Source organism: Rhodococcus sp. JCM 9793 (assembly GCF_055380405.1).
The window spans coordinates 3,890,219-3,906,360 of the sequence record NZ_AP043721.1; the positions used below are offsets into that span (position 1 = coordinate 3,890,219).

Genomic DNA, 16,142 nt, shown 5'->3' on the forward strand with positions numbered 1-16,142 from the left:
GACCGCGTTACTGCGGGCGTGTTCGACTCCCGTCAACTCGCCTCCGCTGTCCCCGGTGCATTCCGCAAACTCGACCCGCGCCACGTCGCACGCAATCCCGTGATGTTCGTCGTGTTGGTGGGATCGGTGATCGCAACGGTCGCGGCCGTCGCCGACCCGAGCATGTTCGCGTGGGCGATCGCCGTATGGCTCTGGTTCACCCTGCTGTTCGCCAACCTCGCAGAATCGGTGGCCGAAGGGCGTGGCAAAGCCCAGGCAGAGTCTCTGCGAAAGACCAAGCAGGACACCATGGCCCGACGGCTGACCAGTCCGGATCACGAGGAGTCGGTCAACGGCACCGAGCTGCGGGTCGGCGACCTCGTCGTGGTCGAAGCCGGAGAGCTCATCCCCGGCGACGGGGATGTGGTGGAAGGTATCGCGACAGTCGACGAATCCGCGATCACCGGCGAATCCGCCCCCGTGATCCGCGAATCCGGAGGTGACCGTTGTGCTGTCACCGCAGGCACCACCGTGTTGTCCGATCGCATCGTCGTCCGGGTCACGGCCGAACCCGGGCACACCTTCGTCGATCGCATGATCGCCCTCGTCGAAGGTGCCGTCCGGCAGAAGACACCCAACGAGATCGCGTTGAACATCCTGCTCGCCGCCCTGACGATCGTGCTGTTGCTCGCGGTGGTCGCCGTCGGGCCGATGAGCGCGTACGCCGGCGTAGAGCAGGGGCCGATAGAGCTGATCGCGCTGCTGGTGTGCCTGATCCCCACCACGATCGGCGCGCTGCTGTCCGCGATCGGTATCGCCGGGATGGATCGGCTCGTGCAGCGGAACGTCCTGGCCAAGTCGGGCCGCGCGGTCGAAGCAGCCGGCGACATCGACACGCTACTGCTCGACAAGACCGGCACCATCACCTACGGAAATCGGCGCGCGACCGCTCTGCACCCCGCACCCGGGGTCACCGAACACGAGTTGGCCGGCGCAGCGAGAGTGTCCAGCCTGTCGGACGGCACCCCGGAGGGGCGCAGCATCGTCGAACTGTGTGCCGACCGATATCGGCTCGACCCTCACAGTTCGACCGCTGAGGACGGCGCCGAATTCGTGCCGTTCACGGCGCAGACCCGGATGAGTGGCGTCGACATACTCGACAGCGGAACTGTCGTCCCTATCCGCAAGGGCGCCGCCGACACCGTCGCACGCTGGGTGCGCGAACAACAGGGCACTGTCCCCGACGAAGTGACCGCAACAGTCGAGGACATCGCCGGCCGCGGCGGCACGCCGCTGGTGGTCGCACGGGGGGCCGAGGTTGCCGGCGTCGTGGAACTTTCCGATATCGTCAAACCCGGTATGGCCCAACGATTCGCACAGCTGCGTGTGATGGGAATCCGGACCGTGATGATCACCGGCGACAACCCGCTGACCGCCAAGGCCATCGCAGCGGAAGCGGGCGTGGACGACTATCTCGCCGAGGCGACACCCGAGGACAAGCTGGCACTGATCCGCTCCGAACAGCAGGGTGGCCGTCTCGTCGCGATGACCGGCGATGGCACCAACGACGCACCCGCGCTCGCGCAGGCGGACGTCGGTGTCGCTATGAACACCGGAACCTCCGCTGCGAAGGAGGCCGGCAACATGGTCGATCTCGATTCCGACCCCACCAAGCTGATCGAGATCGTCGAGATCGGCAAGCAACTGCTCATCACGCGCGGCGCACTGACCACATTCTCCCTCGCCAACGACCTGGCCAAGTACTTTGCGATCCTGCCCGCGTTGTTCAGCGGGATCTACCCGCAACTGTCGGCGCTGAACATCATGGGCCTGGCAACCCCGCAGTCTGCGATCCTGTCGGCGGTGATCTTCAATGCTCTCGTGATCGTCGCGTTGATTCCGTTGGCACTGCGCGGGGTCCGATATCGGCCGTCGAGCGCGTCGTCGCTTCTGGGCCGCAACCTGCTCCTCTACGGAGTCGGCGGTGTCGCGGCACCGTTCGTCGGGATCTGGCTCATCGACCTCGTGGTCCGACTCGTACCGGGAATGGGATAAGGCATGCACACCACGAATTTTCTGAGACAGCTCCGCGTGGGGGCGGTCGTGTTGCTGCTGCTCACCGTCATCGTCGGAGGCGTGTACCCGGCAGCGGTGTGGGCGGTGAGCCGCATCGGGACCGCGAGCGCCGAGGGAGCACGTCTGACCGACGCGAACGGGTGTGTGGTCGGCAGCACGTTGATCGGTGTGGATCCGCAGGTCACGCCCGGCGATCCCGACCCGTTCTTCCACCTGAGGGTCGTGGGATCGATCGCCGACGCGGGTCCCTTCACACCGGGTGATCCCGCGGCCTCACTCCCCTCGAACCAGGGTCCGAGCAGCGATACCCTGGCAGAGTTCGTCGAGCAGCGGCGCGCCGCGATCGCTGCCCGCGAGAATGTGGCTGCAGAGGAGGTACCGGTCGATGCGGTCACAGGATCAGGGTCCGGCGTGGACCCGCACATCTCCCCCGAGTACGCCGCGATGCAGATTCCACGGGTGGCGCGGGTGACCGGCCTGAGCACCGACCGCGTCCGCGAACTCGTCGCCGCGCACACAGACGGCCGGCAGCTCGGATTCCTCGGTATGGAGAGAGTGAACGTGCCCGAACTGAACGTAGCGCTGGGTTCGACGGCGCCCGGCTGTAGCACCGGCTCATGAGTGTGCAATGAGCGACATTCCTGACCCACCGCCCCGGCGCGGGCGCCTGAGGATCTACCTCGGTGCAGCGCCGGGCGCAGGCAAGACCTACGCAATGCTCGGGGAAGCGCATCGCCGCATCGCACGTGGTGGCGATGTCGTGGTCGCGATCGTCGACACCCACGGTCGCATCCGCACCGAGGAGCAGGTCACGGGCCTCGAGGTCGTTCCACCACGGCGGTGGAGATATCGGGGAGTCGAGTTGGACGAACTCGATCTCGACGCGGTGCTCGCTCGCAGGCCTGCGGTGGCGTTGGTGGACGAGCTCGCACACACGAACGTGCCCGGCAGCAGGAACGAGAAACGCTGGCAGGACGTCGAGGAACTGCTCGACGCAGGTATCGACGTCCTGTCCACCGTCAACATCCAGCACCTCGAATCGCTCAACGACGTCGTCGAGCAGATCACCGGCGTCGTGCAACGCGAAACCGTCCCGGACACGGTGGTGCGCCGCGCCGAACAGATCGAGCTCGTCGATATCACCCCGCAGGCGCTTCTACGGCGGCTCGCGCACGGCAACGTCTACGCGCAGGACAAGGTCGACGCTGCACTGCGCAGCTATTTCCGTGAAGGGAACCTGACGGCGTTACGTGAGATCGCGTTGCTGTGGCTCGCCGACCAGGTCGATGTGGCACTCGCGAAGTATCGCGGCGAGCACGCCATCACCGACACGTGGGAAACCCGCGAACGCGTGGTCGTCGCCGTGACGGGCGGCCCCGAGTCCGAGACCCTGATCCGTCGCGCGAGCCGAATCGCAGCCAAGGCGAGCGCCGAGCTGTCGGTCGTGAATATCGTCCGCGGTGACGGCCTCGCCCGTGTCTCGGAACGCCAGATGGGAAAGGTCCGGCAGCTCGCCGCGAGCCTCGGTGCGGGGGTACACCAGGTCGTCGGCGACGAGGTGCCGTCGACGCTGCTCGCGTTCGCACGGGAGGTCAACGCCACGCAACTCGTGATCGGTACATCACGGCGATCACGCTGGGCTCGCATCCTCGACGAGGGCATCGGGGCGGCCGTCGTGCGAGAATCCGGCAAGATCGATGTGCACACGGTCACTCACGAACATGCCGTGCGCACACCGAGAATCGCTTTCTTCGGTCGCCGCGAACGGCGCCTCCAGGCATGGATCGCCGCGTTCGTGATCCCTACCGTGGCGACCGCACTGATGGTTCTGGTCGATCGCACCGTCGGGGTCGCGGGCCAAGAAGCTTTGTTCTTCGTCGCCGTGCTTGCCGTTGCCTTGTTCGGTGGTATCGGACCGGCCATCGTCGCGGCCCTGCTGTCCGGTCTACTGCTCAACTTCTACTTCACCGAGCCACTTCACAGTCTGACGATCGCGGCACCCGAGAATTTCGTCACCACCGTCGTGCTGCTCGTCGTCGCCGTGGCCGTGGCCGCCCTCGTCGACGTGGCGGGCGCGCGGGCGAGGGAGGCGCGCTTCGTCTCTCAGGAAGCCGAGTTGCTCGCGCTGTTCGCCGGTGCCGTACTGCGCGGCGCCGACGTGCACGCACTGCTCGCCAAGGTGCGCGAGACGTACGGCCAGAAGGGCGTGGCCGTTCTGCGAGTCGAGGACGGAGCCCACCTCGTCGTCGACAGCACAGGGGCCGACGCACCGACCTCACCCGACACCGCCGACACCGTGTGCGAGGTCGACGAAGGCCGGTACGTGCTCATACTGTCCGGGCGGCAGTTGCGTCCACGCGACCGACGGATACTCACCGCAGTCACCGGGCAGATCGCCGGACTCGTCCGGCAGCGAGAACTTGCGGCCGAAGCCTCCCGTGCCTCGACACTTGCCGAGACGGACCGGCTGCGACGACTGCTGCTCTCTGCGGTCAGCCACGACCTGCGCACACCGCTTGCGGCGGTCAAGGCATCCGTGTCGAGCCTGCGCAGCACAGACATCGAGTTCTCGGAGGACGACACCGCCGAACTACTCGCGACCATAGAAGAATCCACCGATCAGTTGACCCGCCTGGTGACAAATCTCCTCGACTCGTCGCGCCTGGCGTCCGGCGTCGTCGCACCGTCCTTCGATGTGGCTTATCTGGACGAAGTGGTCCATCGCGCCATACTCACACTCGCGAGCGGCAGCACCGACATCGTCCTCGCGCTCCGGAAACGGATCGAGGTCGATGTCGACGACACGACCGTCTGCGCCGATGAGACCTTGCTCGAACGGGCCCTCGCGAACCTGATCGACAACGCGTTGCGATACGCACCCGACAGTCCGGTCCGCATCGACGCGACCATCGCCGACGATCGGAACATCATCACCGTCGCCGACCGAGGTCCCGGGCTGCGCCTAGACGAACACAACGACGCGTTCACGGTCTTCCCGCGGGTCGGAGATCACCGCGCAACCGGGCGTGCAGGCCTCGGGCTCACCGTCGCCCGAGGATTCATCGAGGTGATGGGCGGGACCCTCACTCCTACCGACACCCCCGGCGGAGGCACGACCATGGTCATCGACCTCCCCACCGCACCGGCGAAGATGGACCGATGACTCGCATCCTGGTGGTCGACGACGAACCGCAGATACTGCGCGCTCTGCGGATCAACCTCAAGGCGCGCGGCTACGACGTCATCACCGCCGCCGACGGTGGCACAGCACTGCGCGCCGCGGCACAACATCATCCCGACGTGATAGTCCTCGACCTCGGCCTTCCGGACATCGACGGGATAGAGGTGCTCGCCGGGCTCCGCGGCTGGTGTACGACCCCGGTGATCGTGTTGTCCGCCCGCACCGATGCCGCCGACAAGGTCGCTGCGCTCGACACCGGCGCCGACGACTACGTCACCAAGCCGTTCGGGATGGAGGAGTTCCTGGCCCGGATCCGCGCAGCGGTCCGACGCGCCACCGCGATCTCCGGGCTACCGGATCCGCTGGTGGTGGCCGCAACCTTCACCGTCGATCTCGAATCCAAGAAGGTCACGCGCGACGGCATCGATGTGCACCTGACACCCACCGAGTGGGGCATGCTCGAGATGCTCGTCCGCAATCGCGGCAAGCTCGTGGGTCAACGCGAACTGCTCACCGAACTGTGGGGCCCGACATACACGACCCAGAGTCATTATCTGCGTGTCTATCTCACTCAGCTGCGTCGCAAACTCGAACTCGATCCGGCGCGCCCCCGTCACCTGCTCACCGAACCGGGGCGTGGTTACCGCTTCGAACCGTGACGTGGTCGTGTATCTGCTCATCTCGAAGGGCGTCGGACCTGTCGCCCGGTACACCTGTCTCCCGGTACACAGACTCGCCGGCCCCGGACGCACAGGTAGGCTCGATCCGGCGAACGTCAGACCTCGCCCGACACTCATGAGCACCCCACGGAGACCCCGATGACAGCGCTTGCCCACGAAGAACTCGTAGTTCTGCTCGACGAGGACGAGCGACCCCTCGGTACCGCTCCGAAAGCCACCGTCCACCACAGGGACACCCCTCTCCACCTGGCGTTCTCCTGCTATGTGTTCGATGACGCGGGCCGGGTCCTCACCACACGGCGCGCACTGGACAAGATCACGTGGCCCGGCGTGTGGACGAACGCGTGCTGTGGTCATCCCGGGCCGGACGAATCCCTCGAGGACGCGGTGCGTCGGCGCCTCGAGCAGGAGTTGGGCCTCGTCGTCGACGATGTCACGTGCGTGTTGCCGCATTTCCGGTATCGCGCGACGGCAGCGGACGGAACCGTCGAGAACGAGGTCTGCCCAGTGTTCTGCGCCCGCGCCGCATCCGGCCTCGACCCCGAACCATCCGAGGTGATGGAGTGGTCGTGGGTGTCGTGGACGGATATGCAGACTGCGGCGACCGTTCCGTGGCTCATCAGCCCGTGGGCAGCCGAGCAGATTCCGCAACTCGCGCAGGCCGGAGTTGCGCGGTGGGTCGACGCCGCGGTCTGACCCACCCCACTTGCCCGACGGCTGTCCCCGACGATCGATGGCCGAGAGGATTCACGCGTCGGACCACACGCCCAGTTCGTTACCACTCGGATCGAGGAAGGTGAACCGGCGCCCGCCGGGAAAGTCGTACGGTCCTGACGAGATTCTGCCTCCGGCACGTTCGACCGCGCCGACGGAGGCGTCGAGATCGCTGGAGTACAGCAAGACCAGAGGTCCGGCTGTGCCCGGTGCGCGCAGAGTCGTCAGTCCGCCGACCTCTCCGTCACCCTCGACTGCGCGAATGCCGGCGTATTCAGGCCCGTAGTCGTTGAAGTTCCAGCCGAAGGCGGATTCGTAGAAGGTGCGTGACGCGCGGAGGTCGGTAGCGCCGAGTTCGATGTAGTCGAATGCGTGATGTGTGTTTCCCATGAGGCCATGGTGACCCTCCCCACCGACATAGGCCGACGGACCCGGCATCCCGTCACGACTTTCGCGCACCGCTCGATCCAGCCGGCGACGGGATCGCATCCGTGCGGTCTGGCGATCGAGCGAGCCCCGTGTCCGCCGCGCAGACGGTGAACGCCTTCACGCTGCGGTCGATCTCGCGGGTGACGAGATCGACCGCTCCATCGGCATCCATCCCCGCAACCAGCACGGATTGCGTCGCACCGTTGCTGAGTGCCACCAACCTCATGGCCTCGTCGTGTGCCTCGACCTCGGACAGGCCGGCGCGACGAAGAAGTCGCTCGGCCTCGCCGACGGTCCCCCGCGACGCCTCGGCAAGGAACGACCTGATCCACGGATCGTTCGTCGTCTTCGCGAGGTAGGCGTACCAGACCGACACACCGACACGCGACGATGCATCGGTGGGGACAGGCTGGATGAGCAACGTCGCGAGGGCTGCTTTCGGATCGCCGGACGATCCCAGTTCGCGATAGCTCTTCTCAGCACCGGCGACCATCTCCTGCGCTCCGGACCGGATCAGATGTTGTTTCGATTCGAAGTAGTGCTGGATCCTGCCGATCGAGACGCCGGCCTCGACCGCCACCGCCTGAAAAGTCACCCCGTCGATACCTCGTTCGTGGATCACAGCCCACAGAGCCCACACGAGCTCTCTGCGGCGCTCGGCATGGTCGACCAATTTAGGCATGACAGGATTTTACAATATTTCTATACTGCAAACAGTTCGGATCGCCGACATCGAGGAGAAGAGACGTGAGTGAGCACACCGTAGGCACATACGCCCGGCTCGACCATCCACCACCCACCCGCCTTCACCACCGATTGCTCCGTCACCGATGGCTTCGCCGTAGCGGGTTTGTCGTGATTGCCGCGCTTGCCACAGTGGGCGCAATAAGTGTGCAGCAGTTCTTCTTCGGAGCTCAGAAGGTCGGGCACTTCCGCGATGCGGAGGGTCGCCGCACCTACGTCGAGGCGTATGAACAGGCAATGTCTGCGCTCCCCTCCCCTACGGCAACCCTCGACGTCACGACCCGTTTCGGCTCGGTTCGTGTCTACGAGTGGAGTTCACCGGAAACCGAGGACTCCGCTCCGGTCGTCCTGGTACCAGGCCGGTCGTCGGGTGTCCCGATGTGGACCGAAAATCTCACCGACTTCCTGCCACACCGACGCGTTCTCGCCTTCGACTCGCTCGGTGATGCCGGACTGTCGGTGCAGAGCGTTCCGCTGACCTCCTTCGGTGACCAGGCGACCTGGATCGACGACGCACTCGACGAACTCGCCGCCGAACCCGTCCACATCGTCGGCCATTCGTTCGGCGGCGCGATTGCAGCGACATACGCACGGCGATTCCCCGATCGCGTCCGATCGCTGACGCTCCTCGAACCCGTCTTCACCTTCGCGTATCCGTCCGCTCGCATGATGGCGTGGACGATGGTGTCGAGCCTGCCGCTCCTGCCGGAGGCCTGGCGCAACACCGCCCTCGGCAAGGTCGGCGGGGCCGAGTTCGATCCGAACGACGACATGGCAAAGATGATCGCTGCGGGCTCGGAGCACTATTCGGCAGCACTGCCGACGCCCTCGCCCCTCAACGACGACGAGATGGACTCTCTCACCATGCCCACCTATGTCGCCATCGCGGAACGGGATTCACTCGCCGGCGGCGACACCGCCGCGCAGCGGGCACGAACGCTTCCGCGCGCGACGGTCGACGTCTTCCCCGAGACCACCCATTCACTACCGATGCAGGCGAAAGAGCGTCTGGCGGTGGAGCTTCCCTCGTTCTGGAATGAGGCCGAACAGAACTGATCCGAATCCTCACCGTCCGGGCACGTACGTCAGCGCCGGGACACGTCCCGATACGCAATCCGTCCAGTGATCAGGAGCGGCGAGAGTGAAGGTCGCGGGCACATGGGGATCGGAACCCGGCAGAATCAGCACCCGCCACTGCGGAACCCAGGTCCCGATCTCCCCACCCGCGTGGACCACCCGGGCGATCGCGGCGGCGTCATGATGCCGGAATACGAGCCGTATTCCGTCCCAGGACAATTCGACGTGAGTATCGTCCAGCACGCACACGAGCGCACCGACACTGAGGTCGGAATCGCCGAAGGCCTTACGGGCGCGGATGAAATGGACGTGGTGACCGTCGCCGAACGAGGAGCACTCGTGGGCGTCTGCGCGATCGGTACTGTGGATACGGTCGGTCATGGTTATTCCTCCGGGTCGGCCCCGGGGCGGGGCGCTCGTGCCCGGGCCGGTCGGCCGCGAGCCGCTTCGTCATCCGAGCCACCCGCGAGCGTGGGGTTGGCGTGCCGTCAAGTCGGAGCTTGGCGACGGCATCTCGTGAAGCACCGCCAATATACATGATCGAGAGATCTCACAACCCGAGCGGCCCCGCTCGGAAGAGAACGCAACGCATCCTTATTGCCCCGCAACACACTGGTGACGGGCACTGCTGACACTGATCGGGCATTGTTCTCACCAGGAGGTTGCTGTGTCCTACGTTCCACCCGCCGAGTTGGCCCGCGCGATGGTCGACGCCGGCCAGAGCAAGGTCCTCATGTCCACCCGCGACACCCTGATCAGGGCGTACATGGCCGGTGCCATCCTCACGCTCGGAGCGGCGTTCGCGATCACCGTCACCGTGCAGACCGGCAACGCGCTCCTCGGAGCGATTCTCTTCCCGGTCGGATTCTGTCTGCTCTACCTGCTGGGGTTCGATCTACTCACCGGCGTGTTCACGATGGTCCCCATCGCCTATCTGGACAAACGTCCGGGGGTGACGATCGGGTCGATGCTCCGGAACTGGGGACTGGTCTTCGTCGGTAACTTCCTCGGAGCCGTCACAGTGGCCGTGCTGATCACATTCATCCTCACCTACGGCTACTCGATCCCGCCGGACGCGGTCGGTGAGCGTCTCGGCGAGATCGGTGAGGCCCGCACGCTCGGGTATGCCGAGCACGGCGCTGCCGGCATGGCGACCCTGTTCTTCCGTGGAATGCTGTGCAACTGGATGGTGTCCACCGGTGTTGTGGCAGCGATGATGTCGAAGAGTGTGCCGGGCAAGGTTCTCGTCATGTGGATGCCCGTCATGTTGTTCTTCTACATGGGATTCGAACACTCGGTCGTCAACATGTTCCTGTTCCCGTCCGGTCTGCTGCTGGGTGGAGACTTCACCCTCGGTGACTACCTGATCTGGAACGAAATCCCGACGGTTCTGGGCAATCTGGTCGGCGGTGTCGTGTTCGTGGGTCTTGCCCTCTACGTCACCCACGTTCGGACACAGCCCAAGCGCTCGGTCGCGACACCGCTCCCGGAGCATGCTGCAGTGACCGATAGGACTCCCGAATCCGTGTGAAGGGTCCGTTCGAGGCCTTCCGGTTCTTACGAGCACTCGATGCCTACTCTGATCGGATGGCGTCGTTCACACCGATCTCTCCGGCCGCACTTGCCGAACTGCTCGCCGAGCGGGCATGCGCACGACCGGGCCGGGTCGTCATGGCCATTTCGGCCGCCGACGCCGCTGACCCCATGGATCTGGCAAAGCGGGTGGTCGATACCCTGCGCACCGCGGGCCGTCCCGCGCACGCGGTAGCACTGCACGATTTCGTGCGACCGGCATCGCTCCGTCTCGAACACGGGCGCACCGACGAGCAGAGTTACCGGTCGAGCTGGTTCGACTACGACGCGCTGGACCGCGAGGTGGTGTCGTCGTTGAAGGAGCGGCATCGTTTTCTTCCGCGACTGTGGGACGAGACCACCGACCGCTCGGCCCGAGCCCGCCGGATCGACGCCGCAGACGATCACGTGATCATCGTGGCCGGCCCGATGCTCCTCGGCCGCGGTCTCACGTTCGATACGACCGTCGATCTGAGAATGTCCAAGGGTGCGCTCGAGCGGCGAACCCCCTCCGACCATCGTTGGACGATCGCGCCACTACTCGCGCATTCCGCCGACGCCTCGCCCGGTGCCGACATCGTCGTGCGTTTCGAACACCCCGACCGGCCCGCGCTGCGGGTTTCCTGAGTTACCCGGCTGCCAAGGCCTTGGCGAGGGGTGACGGGAATCTCGGCATCACCCGCACACCACCGAGCCATTCCTCGAGCCGCGCCGCTTCGTCGGTGAGGAATTCCGTGGCTTCCTTCCCTGCATCTTCGAGCATGTGGAGTCGAACTGCGCCGTCGTCGGTCTGCCACCACGTGCCGACGATCCTGCCGTCCCACCACGCCGTCGGTCCCGCGTTTCCACTGGTGTCGAAGAGTTGCTGCTTGTAGGGGCCGAGATACCACTCGCGTTCGAACCAGCCCATCGTCGTGGGATCGAGCGACGGCAACAGTGCACCCCACGGTTCGACAGCCGGAGCACGGTCGAGGTCGGCGGGAAGCAAGTAGCCGGTACGTCCCTCGAGATCCACTTCCACGGCCTCCAGTTCGGTCAGGGCCGCCCGGACCCCTCTGACCGTCGAGCCGAGCCACCACTTGATGTCGGCTTCGGTGCCCGGACCGAAGGCGCGCAGCCACATCTCGACGAGGTCGCGAAGTCCTTCCGATTCGCTCCGTGGTTCGATCTCCTCCCCCAACCACGCGGCAGTGCGTGCCCAGTTCGGTCGCGAGATGCGCCATGGCCCGTTGTTGGAGGCCCGGACCACCTGGCCCGAGGCCGACAACACCGTCATCACGCGCGGCGCGAAGGGAACCTTCCCGCCCCACGATTTTCCGATTCCGTAGTCGATCGATGCGTCGAGAATCGGTATTTCGGAACGTAATTCGGATGAGGTGGCTTCCCGAGCACCGGCCAGGGCATCGAGGACACTCTCGGTGGCCTCGTCGAGCCACTGTGCGCCGTCCCGGTGCAACCCGGCGCGTTCGACGTCTTTGATCACGCTGCGACGCTGGGCGGCTGCCACCCGGTTGCTTGCACCGGCCTGCGCAGCCGGCAGTACCGCGCGCGGAAACACGAAGACGGTGCGGCGCATCGCGAGGTGCTTGACCAGAGTTCGGTCCTCGTAGAAGGCGTCCTCGAGTTCGGCCACGGAGAAGTCGTCGACGCGCGACCACGCCGAGAGGTACACGGTTGCCGGGTCGGTGCCGTGCAGGCACACCATGCTCCTGGCAGCTTCGACTGCATCGGGCGCGCGATGCGCCGGGGCAATGCGGTGGCGGGCCGCGAGGCGTGCTCTGCGTTCACCGACGTCGACAGTCCGTAGCACCATGCGCTCACTTTAGATGCGGGCATCGACATGCATTGTCTGCGAGCCGGCCTTCCGCGCGGCGCACAAGGTACGTGCGAGGTTGCACCCGTACGACGCGGATCGGCTTGCCGCATCACCGTTCTGTATCGTCGCCACGACCGACGAGACCGGCCGATGCGGCGCACCACCCAAGGGCTCTACCGCCCGCAGCATCCGGAATCCGATCACCGGTGAGCCGCGCAGTCAGCGCTGAAGTTCCGGTGGGAATCCACCTGTAGCGATGGGACCCCATGAGTCGATGGAGATCCGGATGAGCGACTTGTTCTGCGCGCGCATAGCGTCGCGGTATTCGTCCCAGTCCGAGTGCTCGCCGGAGATGCAACGGAAGTAGTCGACGAGCGACTCGACGGCGTCGGGCATGTCGAGCACTTCCGCAGTGCCATCGACCTGCACGTAGGCGCCGTTGAACTCGTCGGACAGGATGCACACGGTCGCGCGCGGAGTGCGGCGCAGATTCGCCGACTTGGCCCGCTGCGGATAGGTCGCGATGACGATCCTGCCGTCGTCGTCGACGCCGAGCGTCACGGGCGAGACCTGCGGTGCGCCGGATTCCCGCCACGTGATCAGCACTCCCCGGTGGCGGGGTCGGATGAAGTCGAGCAACTCGTCGCGTGAGACATGGTCAGTGGTTGCGATTGCCATGACGTCCACGATAGGCGCCGAAACGACTCGGACCCGCAGGCAAGAGCCCGCGGGTCCGCTCGTCGACAGCGTTACTGCTGGGCGCTGCTGATTCCCTCAGCGGAACCACTGAAGAAGTCGAGTGCACCGAAGAGGTCGGCGGCGTTGACGAAGAATTCGGCCAGATCAGCGAGCATGATGTAAATCCCATCTGTGGAGAATCAACAGCGGTGCGATCGCGGTAACGAACGCAGGTCAATTGTTACCAGAAATTCCGGATCCCGCATCGCGGACGCACTGAGTTTCACATCACATTCCGCTTGCGTGAATCGAATCACGGACCGATCACAACTGTGCAACGATCTATCTTTCAGCAGGTAGAACGGTCGACGCTGCACAGCACCTCTCTATTCGCCGCGAACTCTATCGCAATCGAAAAATTGATCTCGAACAATGTTGCAGAAGATCGTTTTACACATCGCCGAGTAGAATTTCCACCGCCCGAATTCGGCACATCGGACAAACCTAATAATCCACCAACTCGGTGATCATTCTTTCGCGGGACGCTGCAACCGAGTGTTCTTCACACCTTCACCCGGCGTTCTTCGACGGTCCCTCGACTCCCGAAGACACTGCAGCAGAGCGCCGAGCCGCCTCCTCGAGGGCCGTCGATACGCCCCACCGGCGTAGGGACCCTTATCCTGGATGAGCATCTGTCCGCGAATACACACAGAGAGAACTATGAGACGCGCCAAGCGCAAACCTCGAAGACCCGCCCCGTCTGTGGACGATCACCCCGTCCCTGAACCCCGGTTCGTTCCCGGAACCCGGTATCCCGGATGCTGACCGCACTCGGGATCGCCTTCGGAATTTTCGTCGTCCTGGCCATCACCGCTCTGACCGGCTACTTCGTGGCCCAGGAATTCGCTTACATGGCGGTCGACCGCTCGCGGATGAAGGCCCGCGCCGAAAGCGGAGACAAGTCCTCTGCGCGTGTCCTGTCGGTCACGCGCCGCACCTCCTTCATGCTTTCCGGCGCGCAGCTCGGTATCACCGTCACCGGTCTGCTCGTCGGCTACGTCGCTGAGCCTCTGATCGGAAGTGGCCTCGGCGAGTTGCTCGGCGGTGTGGGGGTGCCTACTGCCGTCGGTGTCGCAGTGGGCACTGTACTTGCGGTGCTGTTCTCGACAGTGGTCCAAATGGTGTTCGGTGAGCTCGTCCCCAAGAACCTCGCGATCGCCCGCCCCGAACCGGTCGCTCGTTGGCTCGCGTTGTCCACCACCGTGTACCTGAAGATCTTCGGTTGGTTGATCCGCATGTTCGACGCCTCGTCGAACCTGCTGTTGAAAGCGTTGGGTATCGAGCCGGTCCACGACGTGGAGCATTCGGCGACACCCCGCGACCTCGAGCACATCGTCGCGGAATCCCGCGACACCGGCGAGCTTCCTGCAGAGCTGTCGAAGCTCCTCGACCGAATCCTCGACTTCCCGACCCGTACCGCCGAGCACGCGATGATCCCCCGAGCCCGGGTTGATTTCGTCGACATCGACGAATCCGTCGCCAGTGTCCTCACCAAGATGGGCACCGGCCATACCCGTTATCCGGTTGCCGGCACCTCGTCGGACGACGTCCGCGGTGTCGTGCATCTGCACGACCTGCTGGCCGTCGAGGATCCGACCGGCACAGCACGACAGTGGTGCAGGCCCGCGGTGATCGTTCCGACGACCCTGGCACTGCCCGGCGTGCTCGAGCACTTGAATACCGAGGGCGAGGAGATGGCGTTGGTGATCGACGAATACGGTGGTTTCGCCGGTGTCGTCACCGTCGAGGACATCGCCGAGGAACTTGTCGGCGAGATCGCCGACGAACACGACCCCGCAGTCGAGACACAGGTGATCACACGCTCGGGCGACGGTTGGCTCATCCGCGGCGACGCGCACCTCGACGAAGTGATCCGCACGCTGGACGCCGTCCTTCCCGAAGGGGATTACGAGACTCTCGCGGGCCTGGTGATCGCCGAGTTCGGTGGGCTTCCCGAGGTGGGCGACACGGTGACTGTCGCCGTCGACCCGGACCCGGCCGACCTCGTGCACGAGTCGGCGCCTCCCGCGAAGTATCTCGTTGCCGAGGTACGCGCAGTCGACAAGCATGTTCCGTCGTCGGTGTTCGTGACACTGCAGACCGACGAGGTGAACGACGATGAGTAATCCCTGGGTGGTTGCGGTCACGACCGTAGTGTTGATCGCGGCGAGCGCGTTCTTCGTCGCCGTCGAGTTCGCATTGATAGCCGCACGCCGACACCGACTGGAAGATGCTGCGCCACAGAGCCGTTCTGCTCGCGCAGCATTACGCAGCGCGTCGGAACTGTCGGTGTTGCTCGCCGGGTCTCAGCTCGGTATCACCGTGTGCACGCTGGCTCTCGGTGCGATCACCAAACCTGCGGTGCATCATTGGCTCACCCCGGCGTTCGAAGCGTGGGGTGCGCCGTTGTGGTTGGCCGACGTCGCCGGGTTCGTGTTGGCACTGATCATCGTCACATTCCTGCATCTGGTGGTCGGCGAGATGGCGCCGAAGTCGTGGGCCATCGCGCACCCGGAGAAGTCCGCGACGATGCTCGCACTTCCCATGCGTGCATTCATGTGGGTCACGCGACCGCTCATCGTGCAGCTCAACCACATGGCGAACTGGGTTCTGCGCAAGCTCGGCGTCGAAGCGGTGGACCAGGTGGCGTCGGGTCAGGACCCCGACGCACTGCGTCACCTGGTCGAGCACTCCGCCACGGTAGGGACACTCGACGAGCGATACCACGGCCATCTTACGAGCGCACTCGAACTCCAGACCCTCACGGTGGGCGATATCGTCACGCCTGCAGCACGACCGAGCAGCGTCCCACCGGAAGCGACCGCAGAGGAGATCCAGGACACGGTCCGCCGCACCGGACACCTACGCCTTCTCGTGCGCGGAAACGGTCATATCGACGGGGTCGTGCATGTGCGCGACAGTCTGCAGGCCGGTGACGGAGTGACCGCCGGAGACCTGATGCGGCCGGCGCTCACCCTCGATGCTGCGATTCCGGTGTACGAAGCGCTGGGCACGATGCGCGAGACCCGGAATCATCTGGCGACGGTGACCGACGACGGTCGGGTGGTCGGGCTGATCACTCTCACCGACGTTCTGGCACGACTGCTCCCGGCGGAGCACGACACCGCCTGAGTGT

At 65.1% G+C, this 16,142-nt stretch carries 15 protein-coding genes and 1 riboswitch; of the genes, 10 read left to right on the forward strand and 5 right to left on the reverse strand.

What is annotated here, in order from left to right; all coding sequences use genetic code 11:
- Positions 1-18: 18 nt before the first annotated feature.
- From kdpB to idi, 5 genes are all read left to right on the forward strand, one after another.
- Positions 19-2,034 (forward strand): potassium-transporting ATPase subunit KdpB, encoded by a 2,016-nt coding sequence (kdpB, locus tag ACZ46K_RS20070; protein ID WP_464744385.1) that lies wholly within the window; start codon positions 19-21, stop codon positions 2,032-2,034.
- Between the two features lie 3 nt (positions 2,035-2,037).
- Positions 2,038-2,676, forward strand: coding sequence for a potassium-transporting ATPase subunit C (locus ACZ46K_RS20075; protein ID WP_054809579.1), 639 nt, complete (start codon positions 2,038-2,040; stop codon positions 2,674-2,676).
- A 7-nt stretch (positions 2,677-2,683) separates the two neighbouring features.
- The gene (locus tag ACZ46K_RS20080; protein WP_464744387.1) at positions 2,684-5,218 is read left to right on the forward strand and encodes a DUF4118 domain-containing protein; all 2,535 of its coding nucleotides are present in this window, start codon (positions 2,684-2,686) and stop codon (positions 5,216-5,218) included.
- Positions 5,215-5,895, forward strand: coding sequence for a response regulator (locus ACZ46K_RS20085; protein ID WP_464744389.1), 681 nt, complete (start codon positions 5,215-5,217; stop codon positions 5,893-5,895). Before ACZ46K_RS20080 ends, ACZ46K_RS20085 begins: the two co-directional genes overlap by 4 nt.
- 159 nt (positions 5,896-6,054) lie before the next feature.
- Positions 6,055-6,612, forward strand: coding sequence for an isopentenyl-diphosphate Delta-isomerase (gene idi, locus ACZ46K_RS20090; RefSeq protein ID WP_054809578.1), 558 nt, complete (start codon positions 6,055-6,057; stop codon positions 6,610-6,612).
- A gap of 51 nt (positions 6,613-6,663) precedes the next feature.
- Here the strand turns inward: idi and ACZ46K_RS20095 are convergent, their stop codons facing one another.
- Positions 6,664-7,020, reverse strand: coding sequence for a VOC family protein (locus ACZ46K_RS20095; protein WP_464744392.1), 357 nt, complete (start codon positions 7,018-7,020; stop codon positions 6,664-6,666).
- A 52-nt stretch (positions 7,021-7,072) separates the two neighbouring features.
- Positions 7,073-7,741, reverse strand: a complete 669-nt coding sequence (locus tag ACZ46K_RS20100; RefSeq protein ID WP_464744394.1) for a TetR/AcrR family transcriptional regulator — start codon at positions 7,739-7,741, stop codon at positions 7,073-7,075.
- A gap of 65 nt (positions 7,742-7,806) precedes the next feature.
- Here ACZ46K_RS20100 and ACZ46K_RS20105 point away from each other — a divergent pair, with 65 nt between their 5' ends.
- The gene (locus ACZ46K_RS20105) at positions 7,807-8,859 is read left to right on the forward strand and encodes an alpha/beta fold hydrolase (protein ID WP_464744396.1); all 1,053 of its coding nucleotides are present in this window, start codon (positions 7,807-7,809) and stop codon (positions 8,857-8,859) included.
- A gap of 9 nt (positions 8,860-8,868) precedes the next feature.
- Here the strand turns inward: ACZ46K_RS20105 and ACZ46K_RS20110 are convergent, their stop codons facing one another.
- A complete protein-coding gene (locus ACZ46K_RS20110; RefSeq protein ID WP_054807447.1) occupies positions 8,869-9,261 on the reverse strand; it encodes a hypothetical protein in 393 nt (130 codons plus the stop codon).
- Positions 9,262-9,289: 28 nt separating this feature from the next.
- A riboswitch (SAM riboswitch) is annotated at positions 9,290-9,402 on the reverse strand.
- Between the two features lie 145 nt (positions 9,403-9,547).
- Between ACZ46K_RS20110 and ACZ46K_RS20115 the strand changes: the two genes are divergently transcribed.
- Both ACZ46K_RS20115 and ACZ46K_RS20120 read left to right on the forward strand, forming a co-directional pair.
- Entirely contained in the window at positions 9,548-10,411 is an 864-nt protein-coding gene (locus tag ACZ46K_RS20115) for a formate/nitrite transporter family protein (protein ID WP_054809577.1), read from the forward strand.
- A 56-nt stretch (positions 10,412-10,467) separates the two neighbouring features.
- Positions 10,468-11,079, forward strand: coding sequence for a hypothetical protein (locus ACZ46K_RS20120; protein WP_054805712.1), 612 nt, complete (start codon positions 10,468-10,470; stop codon positions 11,077-11,079).
- 1 nt (position 11,080) lies between these two features.
- Here ACZ46K_RS20120 and ACZ46K_RS20125 read toward each other — a convergent pair whose 3' ends face one another.
- Positions 11,081-12,265 (reverse strand): winged helix DNA-binding domain-containing protein, encoded by a 1,185-nt coding sequence (locus tag ACZ46K_RS20125; protein ID WP_464744398.1) that lies wholly within the window; start codon positions 12,263-12,265, stop codon positions 11,081-11,083.
- Positions 12,266-12,487: 222 nt separating this feature from the next.
- A complete protein-coding gene (locus tag ACZ46K_RS20130) occupies positions 12,488-12,946 on the reverse strand; it encodes a PPOX class F420-dependent oxidoreductase (RefSeq protein WP_464744400.1) in 459 nt (152 codons plus the stop codon).
- An 818-nt stretch (positions 12,947-13,764) separates the two neighbouring features.
- Between ACZ46K_RS20130 and ACZ46K_RS20135 the strand changes: the two genes are divergently transcribed.
- Positions 13,765-15,132, forward strand: a complete 1,368-nt coding sequence (locus tag ACZ46K_RS20135; RefSeq protein ID WP_464744402.1) for a hemolysin family protein — start codon at positions 13,765-13,767, stop codon at positions 15,130-15,132.
- Positions 15,125-16,138 (forward strand): hemolysin family protein, encoded by a 1,014-nt coding sequence (locus tag ACZ46K_RS20140; protein ID WP_054809575.1) that lies wholly within the window; start codon positions 15,125-15,127, stop codon positions 16,136-16,138. Before ACZ46K_RS20135 ends, ACZ46K_RS20140 begins: the two co-directional genes overlap by 8 nt.
- Positions 16,139-16,142 lie beyond the last annotated feature (4 nt).

Coding starts and splice junctions, on each gene's coding strand:
- ACZ46K_RS20075 (WP_054809579.1), top strand. CDS start 2,038: ATGCACACCACGAATTTTCTGAGACAGCTCCGCGTGGGGGCGGTCGTG.
- ACZ46K_RS20080 (WP_464744387.1), top strand. CDS start 2,684: ATGAGCGACATTCCTGACCCACCGCCCCGGCGCGGGCGCCTGAGGATC.
- ACZ46K_RS20085 (WP_464744389.1), top strand. CDS start 5,215: ATGACTCGCATCCTGGTGGTCGACGACGAACCGCAGATACTGCGCGCT.
- idi (WP_054809578.1), top strand. CDS start 6,055: ATGACAGCGCTTGCCCACGAAGAACTCGTAGTTCTGCTCGACGAGGAC.
- ACZ46K_RS20095 (WP_464744392.1), bottom strand. CDS start 7,020: ATGGGAAACACACATCACGCATTCGACTACATCGAACTCGGCGCTACC.
- ACZ46K_RS20100 (WP_464744394.1), bottom strand. CDS start 7,741: ATGCCTAAATTGGTCGACCATGCCGAGCGCCGCAGAGAGCTCGTGTGG.
- ACZ46K_RS20110 (WP_054807447.1), bottom strand. CDS start 9,261: ATGACCGACCGTATCCACAGTACCGATCGCGCAGACGCCCACGAGTGC.
- ACZ46K_RS20120 (WP_054805712.1), top strand. CDS start 10,468: ATGGCGTCGTTCACACCGATCTCTCCGGCCGCACTTGCCGAACTGCTC.
- ACZ46K_RS20125 (WP_464744398.1), bottom strand. CDS start 12,265: ATGGTGCTACGGACTGTCGACGTCGGTGAACGCAGAGCACGCCTCGCG.
- ACZ46K_RS20130 (WP_464744400.1), bottom strand. CDS start 12,946: ATGGCAATCGCAACCACTGACCATGTCTCACGCGACGAGTTGCTCGAC.
- ACZ46K_RS20135 (WP_464744402.1), top strand. CDS start 13,765: ATGCTGACCGCACTCGGGATCGCCTTCGGAATTTTCGTCGTCCTGGCC.
- ACZ46K_RS20140 (WP_054809575.1), top strand. CDS start 15,125: ATGAGTAATCCCTGGGTGGTTGCGGTCACGACCGTAGTGTTGATCGCG.